Source organism: Burkholderia sp. BCC0397 (assembly GCF_902832865.1).
Lineage (GTDB): Bacteria > Pseudomonadota > Gammaproteobacteria > Burkholderiales > Burkholderiaceae > Burkholderia.
Genome location: NZ_CADFDL010000004.1, coordinates 383,587 through 403,371, shown reverse-complemented (window position 1 = coordinate 403,371; position 19,785 = coordinate 383,587). Strand labels below are relative to the sequence as shown.

Here is a 19,785-nt window from a genome sequence, read left to right as displayed (position 1 = left end):
GGGCGCCTTCGGGCGCCCTTTTTCATGCGCGCCCGATCATGCCCGCCACGGGCCCGGCGCGCTCATTCTGCGCTCATTCCGCGTCGGGCTGCACGCCCGGCTCGGCGGCCTTGAACGCATCGATCGTCGCCGCATGGTCGACGATCCGCTGGATCGTCGGGAAACGCGTCGTGTCGATCGAGAAACGGTTCGCGTTGAACACCTGCGGCACGAGGCACACGTCGGCGAGCGTCGGCGTGTCGCCGAAGCACAGCTTGCCGGTGCGCGGATCGTTCGCGAGACGCGTCTCGAGCGTCTCGAAGCCCGCCTCGATCCAGTGCCGGTACCACGCGTTCTTTGCCTCCTCGGGCACCTTCAGCGTGTGCTTCAGGTACTTCAGCACGCGCAGGTTGTTGAGCGGGTGGATTTCGCATGCGATCTGCAGCGCAACCGCGCGCACGTACGCGCGATCGACCGGCTGCTTCGGCAGCAGCGCGGGCTCGGGATGAGTTTCGTCGAGATATTCGATGATCGCGAGCGACTGCTGCAGCGTCGCGTCGCCATCGATCAGCGTCGGCACGACCGCATCCGGATTCAGCGCGCGGTACGCGTCCTTCAGTTGCTCGCCGCCGTCGCGCAGCATGTGCACGGGCGCATAGTCGAACGGCAGCTGCTTCAGGTTCAGGGCGATCCGCACGCGGTACGACGCGGAACTGCGGAAATAGCTGTAGAGCTTCATGGGATGTCTCTCTTTTGGTCGTATTCGGCCGGCGGCGGCGGCACGGGCGCGGCGCAGCCGGTGTGCACGCCGCCGGGAACCAGAGTGTAGCGCGGCACGATGCGCGGCCGCGCCCATGCGATACTCGGGCATTCCTCACCGCTCACCGCGCGGCCCGATGCCGGCCGCCCGCCCCACGTTCCGATGACCGCTTCCCACGATCCCGCCGCCGCTCCGTTCCCTTGCGCCCGCTTCATCAAGGAAATCGGCCGCGGCCCGAACGGCGCACGCGCCCTGTCCGCCGAGGACACGTTCGAGCTTTATCGCGCGATGCTCGATGCGCGCGTGTCGGACGTCGAACTCGGTGCGATCCTGATCGCCTATCGGCTGAAAGGCGAATCCGCCGACGAACTGGCCGCGATGCTCGCCGCCGCGCAGGCGTCGTTCGAGCCCGTGCACGTGCAGGACGCCGCGTTCCGCCCGGTATCGATCCCGAGCTACAACGGCGCGCGCAAGCAGCCGAACCTCGTGCCGCTGCTCGCGCTGCTGCTCGCACGTGAAGGCGTGCCGGTGCTGGTGCATGGGGTGGAGCGCGATCCGGGCCGCGTGACGAGCGCCGAGATCTTCTCGGCGCTGTCGCTCGCGCCGTCGACGTCGCACGATGCGATCGAGGACACGCTCGCCGAGCGCCGTGTCGCGTTCGCGCCGATCGACGTGCTGGCGCCGCGCATCGCGCACCTGCTGTCGATGCGCCGCGTGCTCGGCGTGCGCAATTCGACGCATACGCTCGTGAAGATCCTGCAGCCGTTCGCGCCGGCCGGGCTTCGGCTCGTCAACTACACGCACCCGCCGTACCGCGACAGCCTCGCGCAACTGTTCCGCGACCACCCGGACGCCGCGCTGGGCGGCGCGCTGCTCGCGCGCGGCACCGAAGGCGAAGCGGTGGCCGACACGCGACGCCAGGTGCAGGTCGACTGGCTGCACGACGGCGTGTGCGACACGCTGATCGACGCCGAGCGTTCGTCGACCGACGCGCCGCCCGTCGCGCTGCCCGAGTCGCGCGATGCGGCGACCACGGCCGCGTGGACGGACGCCGTGCTGCGCGGCGAGGTGCCGGCGCCCGACACGGTGGCGCGCCAGGTCGAGACGATCGTGCGGATCGCCCGCGTCGCGCGCTGAGGGTGCCGCGGCGACCCGCCCCTTTATCCCGACATTTGACACGCGAGCGCATCCTGGCATAGAGTGGGCGCCATGCGTTCCTTTCCGAACCCCCTCCGAATTACCTCCGGCCGCCTAGCGCGGCCGCTATCGCTACGACTAGCCTAAGGCTCTCGTAGCGCCGTGTGCTGTCCGCACGGTCCTCCCAGCAGTTCCTCGCCGTACCCCTCTCGCAGTTTTTACAACCCGAAGTCGTCAGCATTCGTCCGTCCATCCGTCGGCCGATTCGCGAAGATCATCCGCATCCGCGGCGCCATCGCGCGCCGGATGCGAGGCAGCGCCAACCGGCGCCCATGCCGCCCGTCTTCGCTCGCGACTTGAGACCCGAGGTCCAGAAGATGATGCGCAATCCGCAAGACAAGTACCGTCCGTTCGAGCCCGTCCGCCTCAATGGCCGCCGCTGGCCGGCCCGCACCATCGAGCGTGCGCCCGTGTGGATGAGCACCGACCTGCGAGACGGCAACCAGTCGCTGATCGAGCCAATGAGCATCGAGCAGAAGCTCGAGTTCTTCGAAATGCTGGTCGCCATCGGGTTCAAGGAGATCGAAGTCGGTTTTCCGTCGGCGTCGCAAACCGACTTCGATTTCGTCCGCAAGCTGATCGACGACAAGCGGATTCCCGACGACGTGACGATCGAGGTGCTCGTGCAGTCGCGCGAAGACCTGATCGCGCGCACGTTCGATGCACTCGAAGGCGTGCCGCGCGCGATCGTGCACCTGTACAACGCGGTCTGCCCGTCGTTCCGCCGCATCGTGTTCGGCATGTCGAAGAACGACGTGAAGGCGCTCGCGATCGACGGCACGCGCATCATCAAGGAACACGCGGCCGTGCGCCCCGCTACGCACTGGACCTTCCAGTACTCGCCGGAAACCTTCAGCATGACCGAGCTGACGTTCGCGCGCGAGATCTGCGACGCGGTCGCGCAGACGTGGCGCCCGACCCGCGACCACAAGATGATCGTCAACCTGCCGGCCACCGTCGAAGCCGCGACCCCGAACGTGTTCGCCGACCAGATCGAATGGATGGACCGCAACCTCGCGTATCGCGACAGCATCGTGCTGTCCGTGCATCCGCACAACGATCGCGGCACCGCGGTCGCGGCGGCCGAACTCGCGCTGCTCGCGGGCGCCGACCGCATCGAGGGCTGCCTGTTCGGCAACGGCGAGCGCACCGGCAACGTCGATCTCGTCACGCTCGCGTTGAACCTCTACACGCAAGGTATCGACCCGGGCCTCGATTTCTCCGACATCGACGCCGTGCGCCGCGTCGTCGAGCGCTGCAACCAGATTCCCGTGCATCCGCGCCACCCGTACGCGGGCGACCTCGTGTTCACCGCATTCTCGGGCTCGCACCAGGACGCGATCCGCAAGGGCTTCGCGCAGCAGCGCCCCGACGCGGTGTGGGAGGTGCCGTACCTGCCGATCGACCCGGCCGACCTCGGCCGCAGCTATGACGCGGTGATCCGCGTGAACAGCCAGTCCGGCAAGGGCGGCGCGACGTTCCTGCTCGAACGCGGGATGGGCTTCACGCCGACGCGCCGCGTACAGATCGAGTTCAGCCATGCGGTGCAGACGCTCGCCGACGCATCGGGCGAGGAAGTGACGGGCGACGCGATCTGCGCGCTGTTCGCGCGCGAATTCTTCGAGACCGACGGCCCGGCCGCACGCCACGGCAGCGGCGCGCGCTGGCAAAACCGCGAGATCGCGGCGGCGAGCGCCGCCGACGCGACGCCCGACGACGCCGTGCGACATTTCGCCGCGGCATTTGCGGCAGCCGCCGGCGCCGCGATCGACGTCGCGTCGTGCGAACACACGCGCGCCGCGGACGGCCGGATCGCGGTATCGGTCGGCTGCCGGGTCGGCGACGCGCCGCTGCGGCACGGTGTCGGCGTGCACGCCGATGCGGCGAGCGCGGCGCTCGATGCGGTCGTCAGCGCGATCAACCGCTCGGCATGGCACTGCGCGGACCGCCGCGCGGCGGCCTGAGCGGCAGGTTTCGATTCACGGTTTGAACGTCAGCGAGCGGGGCGTGACCGCCCGTGCGCCGCGCGATCCGCGCCGCACGGGCCAGTAAAAAGCGGCCCAGAAGGCCGCTCGAATCGGGACATGAAAAGGAGCGCCACGCGCGCTCATGTCTCGGTCGCGCACCGCGTCGCCTGCCACGCAAGCAGGCGCCACTGGCCCTGCTCGTGGGTGTGGACGGCGGTATAGGCGATCGGAAACACCAGCCCGCCGTTGTTCGTTTCCATCTCGACCAGCGCGCGCCCGGTGACGACGCAGGTTGCGTCGCCGACGGGCAGCAGGTCCTGCGACTGGATTTCGATCTGGCGATAGCGGCGGCGGCCGGCGACGATGGCATCGATGAACTGCTGCTTGGTTTCGCGTTTGCCGTTGGTGTGCACGAAGAACACCTTGTCCGACAATTGCGCGTCGAGCGCCTCGCCGTCCCCGTCCACCATCGCCCGGAACCGATCGCGCTCGAGCGCGCGAATCGCATCGACCACCTTCGCCATCGCCTGACTCCTCGGCAACGCGCCCGCCGTGCGCGGGCGTGCGGATCAGAAGTTGTACTGCACGTAGAACTGGTGGAAATTTATACCAGGATTCGGCTCTTTGATACCCGCGTTAGACACATGTTGAAAACGGTAACCGACCTGATATTGTTGCCGTTGTCCGAACTGCGCGCCGACACCGACGACGTCCGCGAACTGGAATGACGTCGACAGCGACAGGTCGTTGGAGATCGTCGGGTGCGTCAGGAACCGGATGCCGGCGCCGGCCTCGATGAACGGCCGAACCTGGCCCGCGCTCTTGATGAAACGGAACATCGGCGTCGCGCCGATCTCGCCGATGTTGCCATGCACGTTGCCGCCCGTGTGCCAGTAGCCGACGTGGCCTTCCAGTACGAACGCGAAGTGCCAGCCGCCGATTTCCCACCAGTTCCAACCGGGATCCCAAACCACGCCGAGATCGGCCTTGTCGATCCCGTGACGGTCGGAAAACCCGCCGCCCGCCTGGATCCCCCATCGATCCGCGAAAGCCGCACCCGATCCGCCCAGAAGAGACGCTGCCAGCATCGCATGCAGGACCAGCCGGCTGCGAGGCCGACGATTCTTCTTATTGTTCATCTGACACTCCAACTTTGTGGGTTGAATGGAGCCTGCCGCAACGGCCGGGCCCGAGCGAACTGAATGGTATGGTAAAGGACTTTTCGGATCGGCATCACGAAGCGAAATTGTTTGCTTCCAAAACGACAAAAATCGAAATCGTCTACCGATTCCCATCTGAAACAACGGCTTACGGAACTTCGTGGCGCGGCCCGTGTCGCAGAATAGACTATCGACTCGACTGATTCGATAGAAAAATGGGGAACTCGGATGCCCCCGCCCGCTCTAAGGAATTAGCACTCGTCTTGCGGGAGTGCTAAGATGGCCCACGGAATCTCATCCGAGACCGGGGTTTGTCCCTGATTCCAAAGGAGTTTTTAGTGAGCAACGCCCTGACCCTCCCGAACACCCTGAGCCCGACGCCGGCCAAGGCCGAATCGGCAGGCTCGCTGGCGCTCGCAGCCCAATCGATGTTGCCCGGCCAGCTCGGCAACATCGACGCGTACATCCAGGCCGTCAATCGCATTCCGCTGCTGACCGCCGAAGAGGAACGCCAGTACGCAACCGAATTCCGCGAAAACAACGACCTCGACTCGGCGCGCCGCCTCGTGCTGTCGCACCTGCGTCTCGTCGTGTCGATCGCGCGCAACTATCTCGGCTACGGCCTGCCGCACGGCGACCTGATCCAGGAAGGCAACATCGGTCTGATGAAAGCCGTGAAGCGGTTCGACCCGGCGCAAAACGTGCGCCTGGTGTCGTATGCGATTCACTGGATCAAGGCCGAGATCCACGAGTACATCCTGCGCAACTGGCGCATGGTGAAGGTCGCGACGACGAAGGCGCAGCGCAAGCTGTTCTTCAACCTGCGCAGCCACAAGAAGAGCATGCAGGCGATGACGCCCGAGGAAATCGACGGCCTCGCGCAGGCGCTCAACGTCAAGCGCGAAGAAGTGACCGAGATGGAAACGCGCCTGTCGGGCGGCGACGTCGCGCTCGAGGGCCAAGTGGAAGACGGCGAGGAGTCGTACGCGCCGATCGCCTATCTGGCCGACTCGCACAACGAGCCGACCGCCGTGCTGGCCGCGCGCCAGCGCGACATGCTGCAGACGGACGGCATCGCGCAGGCGCTCGACGCGCTTGATGCGCGCAGCCGCCGCATCATCGAGGCGCGCTGGCTGCACGTCGACGACGACGGCTCGGGCGGCTCGACGCTGCACGATCTCGCCGCCGAATTCGGCGTGTCGGCGGAACGCATCCGCCAGATCGAAGCAAGCGCGATGAAAAAGATGCGCACCGCCCTCGCCGAATACGCGTAAATCCCCGGCGTTCCAGAGCGCTTCATCGAAAACCGCTGCCCGACCGGCAGCGGTTTTTTTTCGTCCGTTTTTTCCACTGCTTTTCACCCGCTTTTCAGCGCGTTTCACGCGCCGTTTCTGCACCGATTAATTGAACTGATTCATCGGGTATTACGCCATTTGCGGCGCCCTTCCGCATAACCTTGATCTGCCTCAATTTTTGCCCCCTGTTTCGCGACGGTCTGCCGCAGCGCAGCACTCGGCATCGGAAAGCAGTCCTTTTAAAATTGGCATGTCAGGCGCAAAAGGATTAAAACAGCTTCACGGCCGTCATATATCCGACGTAAAGTCGCCCCCAATCCGACCTCAATCGATTCAGGATAATCGCCTTGATCTCGATCAAAAAAGAGCCTGCGCCGCCCTCGCGGCCGGCCGGCACGATCGGCTGGCGGGCGCGCATCGCCGCGTGGGCACGCGGACCGACCCTCGCCCGCGACATCACCCTGGTGCTGATCGTCAAGCTGATCCTCCTGATGTCGCTCAAATACGCATTCTTCAATCATCCGCAGGCCCAGCATATGTCACTGCCGCCTGCTGCCGTCGCCGAGAGGCTGCTCTCGGTGCCGGCGCCCGCCTCTACCGAGGGAGACCACCATGATAAGTAGTGAAGTCGTCGATCTGTCACGTCTGCAGTTCGGCATCACGGCGCTCTACCACTTCCTGTTCGTGCCGCTGACGCTCGGCCTGTCCTGGCTGCTCGTCATCATGGAAGCGGTCTACGTGATGACCGGCAAGCAGGTCTACAAGGACATGACCCAGTTCTGGGGCAAGCTGTTCGGGATCAACTTCGCGATGGGCGTGACGACCGGCATCACGCTCGAATTCCAGTTCGGCACGAACTGGTCGTACTACTCGCACTACGTCGGCGACATCTTCGGCGTGCCGCTCGCGGTCGAAGGCCTGATGGCGTTCTTCCTCGAATCGACGTTCGTCGGCCTGTTCTTCTTCGGCTGGAACCGCCTGTCGAAGGTCAAGCATCTGATGGTCACGTTCCTCGTCGCGCTGGGCTCGAACCTGTCCGCGCTGTGGATCCTCGTCGCGAACGGCTGGATGAACAACCCGGTCGGCGCCGAGTTCAACTACCAGACGATGCGCATGGAAATGACCAGCCTGTTCGACGTGCTGTTCAACCCGGTCGCGCAGGTGAAGTTCGTGCACACGGTATCGGCCGGCTACGTGTCGGCGGCGATGTTCGTGCTCGGCGTGTCGTCGTGGTACCTGCTGAAGAAGCGCGACGTCGACTTCGCGCTGCGCTCGTTCGCAGTCGCGGCCGGCTTCGGCCTCGCGGCCACGCTGTGCGTGATCGTGCTCGGCGACGAATCGGGCTATACGACCGGCGAAGTGCAGAAGATGAAGCTTGCCGCGATCGAATCCGAATGGGAAACCCAGCCGGCGCCCGCGTCGTTCACGCTGATCGGCATCCCGAACCAGGCAGAACAGCGCACCGACTACGCGATCAAGATCCCGTACGCGCTCGGCCTGATCGCGACGCGCTCGATCGACGAACCGGTGATTGGCCTGCGTGATCTCGCGAAGCACAGCGAGGAGCACATCCAGAGCGGGATGATCGCGTACGGCGCGCTGCAGAAGCTCAAGCAGGGCGACACGAGCGACGCGACCCGCGCGCTGTTCGACCAGCACAAGCAGTATCTCGGCTACGGGCTGATGCTCAAGCAGTTCACGCCGAACGTGACCGACGCGACGCCCGAGCAGATCAAGGCCGCCGCGAAGAAGACGATCCCGCCCGTCGCACCGGTGTTCTTCTCGTTCCGGATCATGGTGTTCCTCGGCTTCCTGTTCGTCGCGACGTTCGTTGCCGCGTTCTGGTTCTGCGCGCGCCGCGAACTGCTGCAGGACAACCGCCGCTGGTTCCTGCGCTACGCGGTGTGGGCGATCCCGCTGCCGTGGATCGCGATCGAATTCGGCTGGATCGTCGCCGAGCTCGGCCGCCAGCCGTGGACGATCGCCGGCGTGCTGCCGACGCACCTGTCCGCGTCGAGCCTGCAGCCGAGCGACCTGTACCTGAGTCTCGCCGGCTTCATCCTGTTCTACACCGCGCTGTTCGTCATCGAGATCAAGCTGATGTTCAAGTACGCGCGCCTCGGCCCGTCGTCGCTGCATACCGGCCGCTATCACCACGAACTCGCCGCTGCCGGCGAGCGTGCCGCAGTCTGAGTACGCCCTCGCAACGGAACAAGGAATCGCTATGGACTATGCAACTCTCAAGCTGATCTGGTGGCTGCTCGTCGGCGTGCTGCTGATCGGCTTCGCCGTCACCGACGGCTTCGACATGGGCGCGACCGCGCTGCTGCCGTTCCTCGGCAAGACCGACGAGGAGCGCCGCATCATCGTCAACACCGTCGGCGCGACGTGGGAAGGCAACCAGGTGTGGCTGATCACGGCCGGCGGCGCGATGTTCGCGGCCTGGCCGCTCGTCTACGCGGCGTCGTTCTCCGGCTTCTACTTCGCGATGCTGCTCGTGCTGTTCGCGCTGTTCTTCCGGCCGGTGGGCTTCGACTACCGCAGCAAGCGGCCGGACCCGCGCTGGCGCGCGGGCTGGGACTGGGGCCTGTTCGTCGGCGGCTTCGTACCGGCGCTGGTGTTCGGCGTCGCGTTCGGCAACCTGCTGCAGGGCGTGCCGTTCAAGTTCGACAGCGACCTGCGCGTGACCTACTACGGCGGCTTCTGGGCGCTCTTGAACCCGTTCGCGCTGCTGTGCGGGCTCGTCAGCCTCACGATGCTCGTCGCGCACGGCGCCGCATTCATCAAGATGAAGACCGACGGCGCGATCGCGCGCCGTGCATCGATCGCGCTGCGCGCCGCGTCGTTCCTCGCGGTCGTGCTGTTCGTGCTGGCCGGCGTGCTGGTCGCGTCGTATATCGGCGGCTTCCACATCACCCACGCCGCGCCGACCGACACCGTCGCGAACCCGCTGCTCAAGGACGTCGCCGCCGGTTCGGGCCTGTGGCTCGCGAACTACGGCGAATATCCGTGGATGATCGCGGCGCCCGTCGTCGGGATCGCGGGCGGCGTGCTCGCGCTGCTGCTCGCCGGCTCGAAGCAGGAGAAGACGGCGTTCTTCTGCACCGGCCTGATGATCGTCGGCGTGATCCTGACCGCGGGCTTCTCGATGTTCCCGTTCATCATGCCGTCGTCGCTCGACCCGCGCAGCAGCCTGACCGTGTGGGATTCGACGTCGAGCCACATGACGCTGCAGGTGATGCTGTTCGCGGTGATCGTGTTCCTGCCGATCGTCCTGCTCTACACGAGCTGGGTGTATCGCGTGATGCGCGGCAAGGTCACGCACCAGTCGCTCGAAGAGAACAAGCACTCGATGTATTGATGCATTGAACTGGGCCGGGGCGCGCAGGCGCCCTCGCCCACCGTTTCGCAAGGAGTCGGATCATGTGGTATTTCAGCTGGATTCTCGGTATCGGCGTCGCGCTGTCGTTCGGCATCGTCAACGCGATGTGGCTCGAAGCGCGGCAGAAGACGCAGGAAGCGCCGGTGCGGGCGCGCCGGGACTGACGCACTGACGTGTGCGGCGGATCGCACCGCCGCGGTCCGCAAAGAACCTCGCTTCGCGCGAGGTTTTTTTTCGTCCCGGCCGCGCCGGCACGCGTCAGACATCGATGCCAATTTAGCGCCAGATTGATACCACTTGAATACCAATAAAAGGTTTCATAAGATCGTTGGACACGGCCGCTGACAGGCCGATTCCTTCTGGGTGGGGGAGACATGCGAATCCCGTGTGTGGCGTGCGCCTGCGCGCCGTGTCGACGTCCGCTTGCCACGGCGCGCGCCGTCGTCGCGCTCGTGCGCGGCCGGACGAATGCCGCCGGCTGCGGCCGCGTCGCCGCCGTGGCGATTGCCACGTGCCGTCGATGATTCCGCGCACGCCGCCGCGCCGGTCCGATCGGCACGCATGCCCGCCTCCCGTTCCGTAACGCACGCTCCCGCGTGCCGAATGCGCGCGGGGCAACCGCATCGCCCCGCGTGCTGGTATCTCCCGCAGCTCCACTGAAAGACCCGATCGCAGCGACGTCGCGTCCCGACGCCGCCACGCCCTCTTTTTCTCAGGAGTTCGAATTGAAGCGTACCTTGCCCTCCCTCATTGCCGGTCTGCTGCTCGCGGTGCTGTCGCCGGCTGCGATCTCCGCGGTACCGGCGTCGGCCGCCGCTGGCGCGAACGCCGGCGCCGCGCAATCGGCCGCCGCCCAGGCGGCCGGTCTCGCGGCGCTGCTGTCGAACGGCCTCGCGTTGCGCGTGGCCGTCGACAACAACCACGCGGCCGCGGCCGGCGTGCCATGCGCCGATCTCGGCGCCGACGGCGCCGCCTGCGCGACGGGCCGCCTGATCCTGCAGAACCGCGGCCACCAGGCGATCGCCGACGGCGGCTGGAAGCTCTACCTGCACAGCATCCGCCGCCTGCTGCGGATCGACCGTCCGGGCTTCGCGCTACGGCGGCTCACCGGCGACCTGTACGAACTGACGCCACAGCCGGGCTCGGTGCGGCTCGCGCCCGGCGAGCGCATCGAGCTGCCGTTCGTCGCCGAATACTGGCTGCTGCGCTACAGCGACGTGATTCCGCGCCCGTATGTCGTCGTCGACGGCGCGCCGCCGGCCGTGCTGCGCTACAACGACACCGACAACGAGCTGCGCTACGTCGAATCGCTGCCGGCCGACGCGCAGAACAACTCGACCGGCAACGCGCCGCCGGTGGCCGCACGGCCCGATCCGGGCCGCGCGCTGCCGAGCGTGAAGCGCGAACTGCCGCTGCCCGGCACGCTCGAGCTGCGCGGCGTCGAACTCGCGCTGCCGGACCTGCCTGGTGCACAGGTCGCGGCGCTGCGCGAGCGCGCGACGACCCTCGGGCTCGACGGCGCACGCGTGCCGGTTCTCGGCATCGTCGCGCCGCGCCGGCTGCCGGCCGACCTCGCGACACCGGGCGGCTACCGGCTCGCGATCGGGCCGCGCGGCGTGCTGATCGAAGGCTACGATCGCGCGGGCCTGTACTACGGCGTGCAGACGCTCTACTCGCTCGCGCCGGCCGGCGGCGGCCCGATCCCGGCAATGCTCGTCGAGGATGCGCCGCGCTTCCCGCATCGCGGCATGCACGTCGACCTCGCGCGCAACTTCAAGCACCCGGCGACGCTGCGCCGCCTGATCGACCAGATGAGCGCGTACAAGCTCAACCGCCTGCATCTGCATCTGTCCGACGACGAAGGCTGGCGCATCGAGATTCCCGGCCTGCCCGAGCTGACCGAGATCGGCTCACGCCGCTGCCACGACCCGGGCGAGACGCGCTGCCTGCTGCCGCAGCTCGGCTCCGGCCCCGACAACCGCTCGGGCGGCGGCTACCTGACGCGCGACGACTACGTGGCGCTCGTGCGCTACGCGGCCGCGCGCTTCGTGCAGGTGATCCCCGAGATCGACATGCCCGCGCATGCACGGGCGGCCGTCGTGACGATGGAGGCGCGCTACCGGCGGCTGCATGCGGCCGGCCGCGAGCAGGAAGCGAACGCGTATCGGCTGCTCGACCCGCAGGACACGACGAACCTGACGACGGTGCAGTTCTACGACCGGCGCAGCGACCTGAACCCGTGCGTGCCGGGCGCGCTCAACTTCGCGTCGAAGGTGATCCGCGAGATCGCGGCGATGCACGCGGACGCGCAGGCGCCGCTGCAGACCTGGCACTACGGCGGCGACGAGGCGAAGAACATCTTCCTCGGCGGCGGCTTCCAGCCGCTGAACGGCACCGATCCGAACAAGGGGCGCATCGATCTGGCCGCGCAGGACAAGCCATGGGCGCGTTCGCCCGCGTGCACGGCGCTGCTCCAGCGCGGCGAGATCAAGTCGATCGACGAGCTGCCGACGCGTTTCGCGAAACAGGTGAGCGCGGCCGTCAACGCGAACGGGATCGGCACGATGGCCGCGTGGCAGGACGGCATCAAGCATGCGAACGGGCCGCAGGATTTCAGCACGCGCCGCGTGATGGTGTCGCTGTGGGACACGATCTTCTGGGGTGCGTCGGACAGCGCGCGCGACCTGAGCGGCAAGGGCTACCTGACGGTGCTCGCGCTGCCCGACTACCTGTACTTCGACTTCCCGTACACGCTCAATCCGCGCGAGCGCGGCTACTACTGGGGCTCGCACGCGACCGACGAGTACAAGGTGTTCTCGTTCGCGCCGGAGAACCTGCCGCAGAACGCCGAAGTGATGGGCGACCGTGACGGCAACCCGTTCGAGGTGACGGGCACGGGCCCCGCGCCGCGCATCGAAGGCATGCAGGGCCAGGCGTGGGGCGAGGTGATGCGCAACGACACCTTCCTCGAATACATGACCTACCCGCGGCTGCTCGCGCTCGCCGAGCGCGCGTGGCACCGGGCCGACTGGGAACTGCCGTATGCGGCCGGCGTGCGCTTCAAGCGCGGCGACACGCACCACGTCGACATCGCGGCGCTGCAGCGCGACTGGGCCGGCTTCGCGACGCTGCTCACGCAACGCGAATTGCCGAAGCTCGACCGCGCCGGCGTCGGCTACCGGAAGCCGACCTTCACGCTGACGAATCCGTGAACGGCTGAAGGCGGCGGGTAATGCGCGATGCGGGCAAACGCATCGCGCATCGCCCGCCCCAAAAGAAAAACGGCTTGCGACGCGTACGTCGCAAGCCGTTTTCCTTTGACCGCCGGCCCGAATCCGCCGCGCGGATCGATCAGGCCGGCGTCACCGCATCACGCCGGTTGTGCCGCCGCCCCGCCGCCCGACGGCGGCAGGCGCGCGCCGAGCTGTTCGGCATAGCGAGCCGCCGCGTTGCCGCAGACGATGTGGAACGTGTCGAGCGACACCCATGCGACGTCGAGCGTGCCGAGACGCTCGCGATCGACCGCCGACGGATCGCGCACGACCACGCGCAGGCGCGTGGTGGCCACCGCATCGAGCGACGCGACGTTGGTCGCCCCGCCGAACACCGCGAGCCAGCGCGTCGGCTCCGGATCGAGCGGGCCGGCGGCCGCGCCCGTGACGGGCTGCGCAGCAGCGCCGGTTGCGGTCGATGCGGCACCGGTCGCGCCGCCGCCGATCGCGGCACGCATCTCGTCGGCGATGAGGTCGGCCTCGGGCCCGATGATCACCTGCACGCTGTTGCCGCCGCGCTTGAGCACGCCGCGTGCGCCGATCGACTTCAGTTCCGGCTCCGATACCTGCTCCGGATCGACGACGGTCAGGCGCAGGCGCGTCGTGCACGCGTCGACGACCGACAGGTTGGCCGCCCCGCCGAGCGCGGCGATGTAGCGTTGCGCACGCGGTGCGGCAGCCGTTGCAGCCGCGCCCGCGGCCGGCGCGACGAAGCCGCCCGATGCGTACGATTCCGTGGCCGCATCGGTCGATGCCGGCTCACGGCCAGGCGTGGCCATGTTGAACTTGCGGATGAAGAAACGGAACAGCCCGTAGTACGCGGCGCCGTACGCGATGCCGAGCGGGATCGCAAGCCAGCCCTTCGTCGACAGCCCGTAGTTCAGCACGTAGTCGATCGCGCCGGCCGAGAACGTGAAGCCGAGCTTCACGTCGAGGATCTGGCAGATCGCGAGCGACAGCCCCGTCAGCACCGCATGGATCACGTACAGCACCGGCGCGAGGAACATGAAGCTGAACTCGATCGGCTCGGTCACGCCGGTCAGGAACGACGTAAGCGCCATCGACAGCAGCAGGCCGCCGACCATCGCGCGGCGCTCCTTCGGCGCTTCGTGCAGCATCGCGAGACACGCCGCCGGCAGGCCGAACATCATGATCGGGAAGAAGCCGGCCATGAAGGTGCCCGCGGTCGGGTCGCCCGCGAAGAAGCGGTGCAGGTCGCCGTGCACGATCTCGCCGCCGGCGGGCGGCGTGAAGTTGCCGAACACGAACCACGCGAGCGAGTTGATGATGTGGTGCAGGCCGGTGACGAGCAGCAGGCGGTTCAGGAAGCCGAACACGAACGCACCGATCGCGCCCGCCGTCGTCAGCCACTGGCCGGCCGCGTCGATCGCATGCTGGACCGGCTGCCACACGTATCCGAACGCGATGCCGAGTACCACGCAGACCAGCCCCGTAATGATCGGCACGAACCGTTTCCCGCCGAAGAACGCGAGGTAGTCCGGCAGCTTGATGTCCTTGTAGCGGTTGTACAGCAGGCCCGCGACGACCCCCGCGATGATCCCGGACAGCACGCCCATGTTCAGCTTGGGATCGATGTCCTTCATGATCGCGGTTTCGATCAGGTAACCGATCGCGCCCGCGAGCGCCGCCACGCCGTTGTTGTCCTTCGCGAAGCCGACCGCCACGCCGATCGCGAACAGCAGCGGCAGGTTGTCGAAGATCGCACCGCCGGCGTCGGCGATCATCTTGATGTTGAACACGTCCGGCTGGCCGAGCCGCAGCAGGATGCCGGCGACCGGCAATACCGCGATCGGCAGCATCAGCGCCCGGCCCAGGCCCTGTATTTTCAGAAACGGATTCCCGTTCATTCAGTCCTCCAATCCTTGTCTCGTCATTAATCGTCGTTGACCCAATTGCCTTCGTCGTGAAACCGGTCGCGAACCTGCCGTCGACGCTCAGTCGAGCGGCCAGACCTCGCGGCTTGCTGCCCTTACCGCCTGTGCCGAATCGAGCGCGAGCAGATCCTGCGCGCGCTGACGGCACAACTGGTAATCGAGACGGCGCACACGCGCCTTGATGCCCGGCACCGACACCGGGTCGACCGACAGTTCGGTCACGCCGAGGCCCACCAGGACCGGCACCGCGAGCGGATCGCCGCCCAGCGCGCCGCATACGCCGACCCACTTGCCGTGCTTCGCGGCGCCGCGCACCGCGATGTCGATCAGGCGCAGCACGGCCGGATGCAGGCCGTCGGACTGCGCGGCGAGATCGGCCTGGCAGCGGTCCATCGCGAGCGTGTACTGGGTCAGGTCGTTGGTGCCGATCGACAGGAAATCCGCGTGCTGCGCGAGCTGGTCGGCCAGCAGCGCGGCCGACGGCACCTCGATCATCACGCCGACCTCGATCGACTCGGTGCGGCCCTGCGCGCGCGCGAATTCGTCGATGCGCTTCCTGAGCCGCACGAGTTCGCCCGCGTCGGTCACCATCGGCAGCAGGATGCGCACCGCGCCGAACGGCTTCACCGCGAGCAGGCCCTGCAATTGATCGTCGAGCAGATCGGGGCGCACCTGCGCGAGGCGGATGCCGCGCAGGCCGAGCGCCGGATTCGGTTCGGGCGGCAACGTCAGGTAGTCGACTTCCTTGTCCGCGCCGACGTCGAGCGTGCGGATGATCGCCGTGCGGCCCTGCAGCGCGTCGACGATCGACTGGTAGCTCTGCTGGTGTTCGACCGCCGTCGGCGCGGCCTGGCGATGGATGAACATCAGTTCGGTGCGCAGCAGGCCGACCGCGTCCGCGCCGTTGTCGACCGCGGTGTTCGCGTCGTCGAGCGTCGCGATGTTCGCGGCCACCTCGATCGCGCGGCCGTCGACCGTCGCGGCTGCCTCACCGGCCTGTTGCCGGTTCGCCTCGCGCACGCCGTCCAGGCGCTGGCGCTCGTGCCGCGCGCGCTCGACGTCGAGCGCGGTCGGCGCGTGTTCGAGCCGGCCCGCGCTCGCATCGACGACGACCTGCGTGCCGTCCGGAATCGCGTACAGCGCATCGCCGACCGCCACCAGCGCCGGGATGCCGAGCTGCCGCGCGATGATCGCCGCATGCGACGTCGCGCCGCCGCGCGCCATCACGAGCGCGGTCACGCGCTGGCGATCGAGCGACGACAAGTCGGACGGCGTGAATTCCTCGGCCGCGAGCACGGCTTCGTCGGGCAGCGCACGCGTCGCGCCGCTCGTATGGCCGAGCGCGCGCAGCACGCGCTTCTCGATGTCGCGCAGGTCGGCCGCGCGTTCGGCGAGCAGCGCATCGTCGAGCTTCGACAGCGTGTCGATCTGCGTGCGGATCGTCGCGCGCCACGCGAAGCCCGCGCCCTTGCCGAGGCTGATCAGGTCGCGCGCCGCGTCGACTAGCGTGGGGTCTTCCAGCAGCACGCGATGCACCGCGAAGATGCCCGCTTCGCCGACCGCACCGCGCGCCGAGGCGTTGCGCACCGTTTCGTCGAGTTCGGCATCGACCGCCTTCAGCGCCTGGTCGAGCTGGCGGCTTTCCGTGGCCGGCGTGCCGGAGGCTTGCTCGGGCGGCAAGATGTCCGCATCGTCGAGACGCACCAGCGTGCCGACCGCGATACCGGGCGCCGCGCACACGCCCGCGAGCGTGTTCGGATCGATGGGCGCGCCATCGCGCGGCGCGCCGGTGTGGCGCGCAACCATCTGCGGCGCGGGCGAGCGCAGCCGCGCCGGCTTTTCTTCCACTTCGCCGTGCGCTTCGCGCAGCAGCTCGTGCTCGACCGCATCGACGGCCTGCTGCGCGTGCGCGCCGCGGCCGACCAGCTCGACCGTCGCGCCTTCGCCGGCGCCGAGACCGAGCAGGCCGACGACGCTCGCGATCGACGCCTTGCGGCCGTCGAACAGCACGTCGACGGTCGCGTCGAACCCGCGCACGGCTTCACGCGCCCGTGCGGCCGGCCGTGCATGCAGGCCGCCCGGCTGCGCGAGCACGATCTCGCGGCGCACTTCGTTGTGCGCGGCCGCACCGGCCTGCGCCGCCTGCGCGGCGGCTTCGCCCTTGCCGCGCAGCGCGAGCAACGGCGTCTCGCCGGCGGTCGCGAAACCGCTCGCGCGATCGACCACCTCGAACGCGTCGGAATTCGCGATCGCGATCACCGACACGAGCGAATGTGCGTGGCGCGCCACCGCGTCCTGGTCGAACTCGATCAACAGCGTGCCCGCTTCGACGCGCGCGCCGGCTTCGACGTGCGCGATGAAACCCTGCCCGTTCAGCTCGACGGTGTCGATGCCGATGTGCAGCAGCACTTCCGCGCCTTGCGGCGTCGTGATCGTCACCGCGTGGCCGGTGCGCGCCAGATGCGACACGACGCCCGCGCACGGCGCGACGAGCCGGCCCGCTAGCGGGTCGATGCCGATGCCGTCGCCGAACATCCCGCCGGAGAACACCGGATCGGGCACGTCGGCCAGTGCGACGATCGGCCCGGTCAACGGGCTGAGCAGAACGATCTGATCGTGGGTGGGGCTCTTCAACTGGGACTCCTCGGCGCGTCTCATCGGCTTTCTCGGCTATCAGTGCGTTTCGGTGACTTTGTTCAGGTGGCGCGGCGTGTCGGGATTGCGGCCGCGTGCGACGGCGAGATCCGCCGCCATCACGTAGAACGAAAGAATGGCGGCGATCGGGTCGAGCGCCGAATGGGCGGACTGCGCGAGCGGCAGCACGGTGCCCGATACGCCGGGCGTCGATACGCCGGGCGTGCCGGCGGGCGCCGCGAGCAGCACCGCGGCGCCGCGTGCGCGCATGTCTGCGGCAAGCTGCAGCAGGCCGGCCTGCTCGGGCCCGGGCGGGGCGAACACGAGCAGCGGATAGTCGCGGTCGATCAGCTCCATCGGGCCGTGACGGACTTCGGCGCTCGAGAATGCCTCGGCCTGGATGCCGGACGTTTCCTTCAGCTTCAGCGCGGCTTCCTGCGCGATCGCGAGGCCCAGGCCGCGGCCGATCACGATCATCCGCTCGACGCCCGCGAGCGCCGCGACGGCCTGCGACCAGTCGAGCCGGCCGGCCTGCGCGAGCACGTCGGGCAGGCCGCGCAGCGCGGTGATCAGCGCGGCGTCGCGCTGCCAGTACGCGACGATCTGCGCGGACAGCGACAGCATCGCGATATAGCTCTTGGTCGCGGCGACCGACAGTTCGGGGCCGGCCAGCAGCGGCAGCTGGTGCTCGCATGCGTCGGCGAGCGGCGACGGCAGCACGTTCACGGCGGCGACGGTACGCGCGCCGGCTTCGCGCAGCGCGGCCATCGTGTTGACGAGATCGGGGCTCTTGCCCGACTGGGAGAACGCGAGCGCGAGCTGGTCCTGCACCTTCAGCGGCGCCTGCTGCAGCGTCGCGACCGACATCGGCAGCGACGCGACCGGCACGCCGAGGCGGCTCATCGTGAGGCTCGCGAAATAGCTGGCGGCGTGATCCGAGCTGCCACGCGCGACCGTCAGCGCGACGGCCGGCGGGTGATCGAGCAATTGCCCGGCGAGCGCTTCGACGCGCGTGGTGTCGGCGATCTGCGCGGCGACGACCTGGGCGGACTCGCGCGCTTCCTTAAGCATATTCGACAATCGATTCTCCTTCGACGTAGGTCGCGGTGAGGTTCAGGTCGCGATCGAATACCGCGAGGTCGGCCCATGCGCCGCGCTCGAGGCGGCCGCGATCGGTCACGCCGAGGTAGTCGGCCGCGTAGCGCGACATCCGGTTCGACACGTCGGCGATCGGCAGGCCGAGCGATACCAGGTTGCGCAGCGCCTGATCCATCGTCAGCGTGCTGCCGGCGAGCGTGCCGTCGGCGAGCCGCACGCCGCCGAGGCACTTCGTCACGTGCTGGCTGCCGAGCCGGTATTCGCCGTCGGGCATGCCGGTGGCGGACGTGCTGTCGGTCACGACGTACAGGCGCGGGATCGCGCGCAGCGCCGCACGAATCGCGCCCGGGTGCACGTGCAGCAGGTCGGGGATGATTTCCGCGTACTCGGCGTGCGCGAGCGCCGCGCCGACGAGGCCCGGATTGCGGTGATGCAGCGGCGACATCGCGTTGAACAGGTGCGTGAAACCGCACGCGCCGTGCTTGAGCGCGGCGACCGCGTCGTCGTAGGTCGCGAGCGAGTGGCCGAGCTGCACGCGCACGCCGCGCGCGGCCATCTCGCCGATGATCTCGATGTGGCCGGCGATTTCCGGCGCCAGCGTGACGACGCGGATCGGCGCGATCGACAGGTACTTCAGCACCTCGTCGAGCACGGCCGACACGGCCGCGTCGGGCTGCGCGCCGAGCTTGCCGGGGTTGATGTACGGCCCTTCGAGATGCACGCCGAGCACGCGCGCGCCGCCCGGCGTGCGGGTGCGCGCGACGGTGCCGAGGTTCGCGACGACCTCCATCAGTTCGTCGCGCGGCGCGGTCATCGTCGTCGCGAGCAGGCTCGTCGTGCCGAATTGCGCGTGCGTGCGGACGATCGTTTCGATCGCGTCGCCGCCTTCCATCACGTCGGCGCCGCCGCCGCCATGCACGTGCAGGTCGATGAAGCCGGGCAGGATGTACGGTGCGTCGTTCTTCGCGGGATCGACGGGCGTGCCGTCGAGCGTGGTGATGCGGCCGTTCTCGCTATCGAGCGAGCCGTGAATCCAGCCGTCGGGGGTGAGGATGTTGCCAGTCAGCATGACGTTCTCTTGATGATCTGGTGACGCGGGCATCCGCGTCGTGATTTGCCAATGCGTTGCGATTCATTGCGCGCGAT

15 protein-coding genes are annotated in these 19,785 nt (G+C 68.0%); 8 read left to right on the top strand and 7 right to left on the bottom strand.

Translation table 11 applies throughout. The features are described 5' to 3' along the window. Positions 1-73: 73 nt before the first annotated feature. Complete coding sequence (maiA, locus tag HWX03_RS15970; RefSeq protein WP_175871833.1) at positions 74-718, bottom strand: maleylacetoacetate isomerase; 645 nt, start codon at positions 716-718, stop codon at positions 74-76. A gap of 183 nt (positions 719-901) precedes the next feature. On the opposite strand from maiA, the gene ybiB reads away from it, so the two are divergent. Both ybiB and leuA read left to right on the top strand, forming a co-directional pair. Next, complete coding sequence (gene ybiB / locus HWX03_RS15965; protein WP_174389001.1) at positions 902-1,876, top strand: DNA-binding protein YbiB; 975 nt, start codon at positions 902-904, stop codon at positions 1,874-1,876. A gap of 377 nt (positions 1,877-2,253) precedes the next feature. Further along, a complete protein-coding gene (gene leuA / locus HWX03_RS15960; RefSeq protein ID WP_175871832.1) occupies positions 2,254-3,900 on the top strand; it encodes a 2-isopropylmalate synthase in 1,647 nt (548 codons plus the stop codon). Between the two features lie 143 nt (positions 3,901-4,043). Here the strand turns inward: leuA and HWX03_RS15955 are convergent, their stop codons facing one another. Both HWX03_RS15955 and HWX03_RS15950 read right to left on the bottom strand, forming a co-directional pair. Further along, entirely contained in the window at positions 4,044-4,427 is a 384-nt protein-coding gene (locus tag HWX03_RS15955; RefSeq protein WP_175822546.1) for a nuclear transport factor 2 family protein, read from the bottom strand. Positions 4,428-4,472: 45 nt separating this feature from the next. After that, positions 4,473-5,042 (bottom strand): acyloxyacyl hydrolase, encoded by a 570-nt coding sequence (locus tag HWX03_RS15950; RefSeq protein WP_175822605.1) that lies wholly within the window; start codon positions 5,040-5,042, stop codon positions 4,473-4,475. A 359-nt stretch (positions 5,043-5,401) separates the two neighbouring features. Here HWX03_RS15950 and rpoH point away from each other — a divergent pair, with 359 nt between their 5' ends. The 6 genes from rpoH (at position 5,402) to HWX03_RS15920 (ending at position 12,952) form a co-directional block, all read left to right on the top strand. Then, positions 5,402-6,337, top strand: a complete 936-nt coding sequence (gene rpoH, locus HWX03_RS15945; RefSeq protein ID WP_175871995.1) for an RNA polymerase sigma factor RpoH — start codon at positions 5,402-5,404, stop codon at positions 6,335-6,337. Between the two features lie 368 nt (positions 6,338-6,705). Continuing rightward, on the top strand, positions 6,706-6,981 hold the full coding sequence (gene cydP, locus HWX03_RS15940) for a cytochrome oxidase putative small subunit CydP (RefSeq protein WP_175822547.1): 276 nt from the start codon (positions 6,706-6,708) through the stop codon (positions 6,979-6,981). Then, entirely contained in the window at positions 6,971-8,551 is a 1,581-nt protein-coding gene (locus HWX03_RS15935; protein ID WP_175822548.1) for a cytochrome ubiquinol oxidase subunit I, read from the top strand. The genes cydP and HWX03_RS15935 overlap by 11 nt, the downstream gene beginning before the upstream one ends. Before the next feature lie 31 nt (positions 8,552-8,582). Beyond that, positions 8,583-9,719 carry a cytochrome d ubiquinol oxidase subunit II gene (cydB, locus tag HWX03_RS15930; RefSeq protein WP_174388998.1) on the top strand — a complete coding sequence of 379 codons (1,137 nt, stop codon included), beginning with the start codon at positions 8,583-8,585 and terminating at the stop codon, positions 9,717-9,719. A gap of 62 nt (positions 9,720-9,781) precedes the next feature. Further along, complete coding sequence (gene cydX / locus HWX03_RS15925; protein ID WP_006477761.1) at positions 9,782-9,904, top strand: cytochrome bd-I oxidase subunit CydX; 123 nt, start codon at positions 9,782-9,784, stop codon at positions 9,902-9,904. A gap of 561 nt (positions 9,905-10,465) precedes the next feature. Next, on the top strand, positions 10,466-12,952 hold the full coding sequence (locus HWX03_RS15920) for a family 20 glycosylhydrolase (RefSeq protein WP_175871831.1): 2,487 nt from the start codon (positions 10,466-10,468) through the stop codon (positions 12,950-12,952). Between the two features lie 158 nt (positions 12,953-13,110). On the opposite strand, the gene nagE is transcribed toward HWX03_RS15920, so the two are convergent. The 4 genes from nagE to nagA form a co-directional block, all read right to left on the bottom strand. Next, positions 13,111-14,880 carry an N-acetylglucosamine-specific PTS transporter subunit IIBC gene (gene nagE, locus HWX03_RS15915; protein ID WP_175871830.1) on the bottom strand — a complete coding sequence of 590 codons (1,770 nt, stop codon included), beginning with the start codon at positions 14,878-14,880 and terminating at the stop codon, positions 13,111-13,113. 87 nt (positions 14,881-14,967) lie between these two features. Beyond that, on the bottom strand, positions 14,968-17,565 hold the full coding sequence (ptsP, locus tag HWX03_RS15910; protein ID WP_175871829.1) for a phosphoenolpyruvate--protein phosphotransferase: 2,598 nt from the start codon (positions 17,563-17,565) through the stop codon (positions 14,968-14,970). Positions 17,566-17,580: 15 nt separating this feature from the next. Further along, entirely contained in the window at positions 17,581-18,612 is a 1,032-nt protein-coding gene (locus HWX03_RS15905) for an SIS domain-containing protein (protein ID WP_174432271.1), read from the bottom strand. Beyond that, entirely contained in the window at positions 18,605-19,708 is a 1,104-nt protein-coding gene (nagA, locus tag HWX03_RS15900) for an N-acetylglucosamine-6-phosphate deacetylase (protein WP_174390697.1), read from the bottom strand. The genes HWX03_RS15905 and nagA overlap by 8 nt, the downstream gene beginning before the upstream one ends. Between the last annotated feature and the right edge of the window lie 77 nt (positions 19,709-19,785).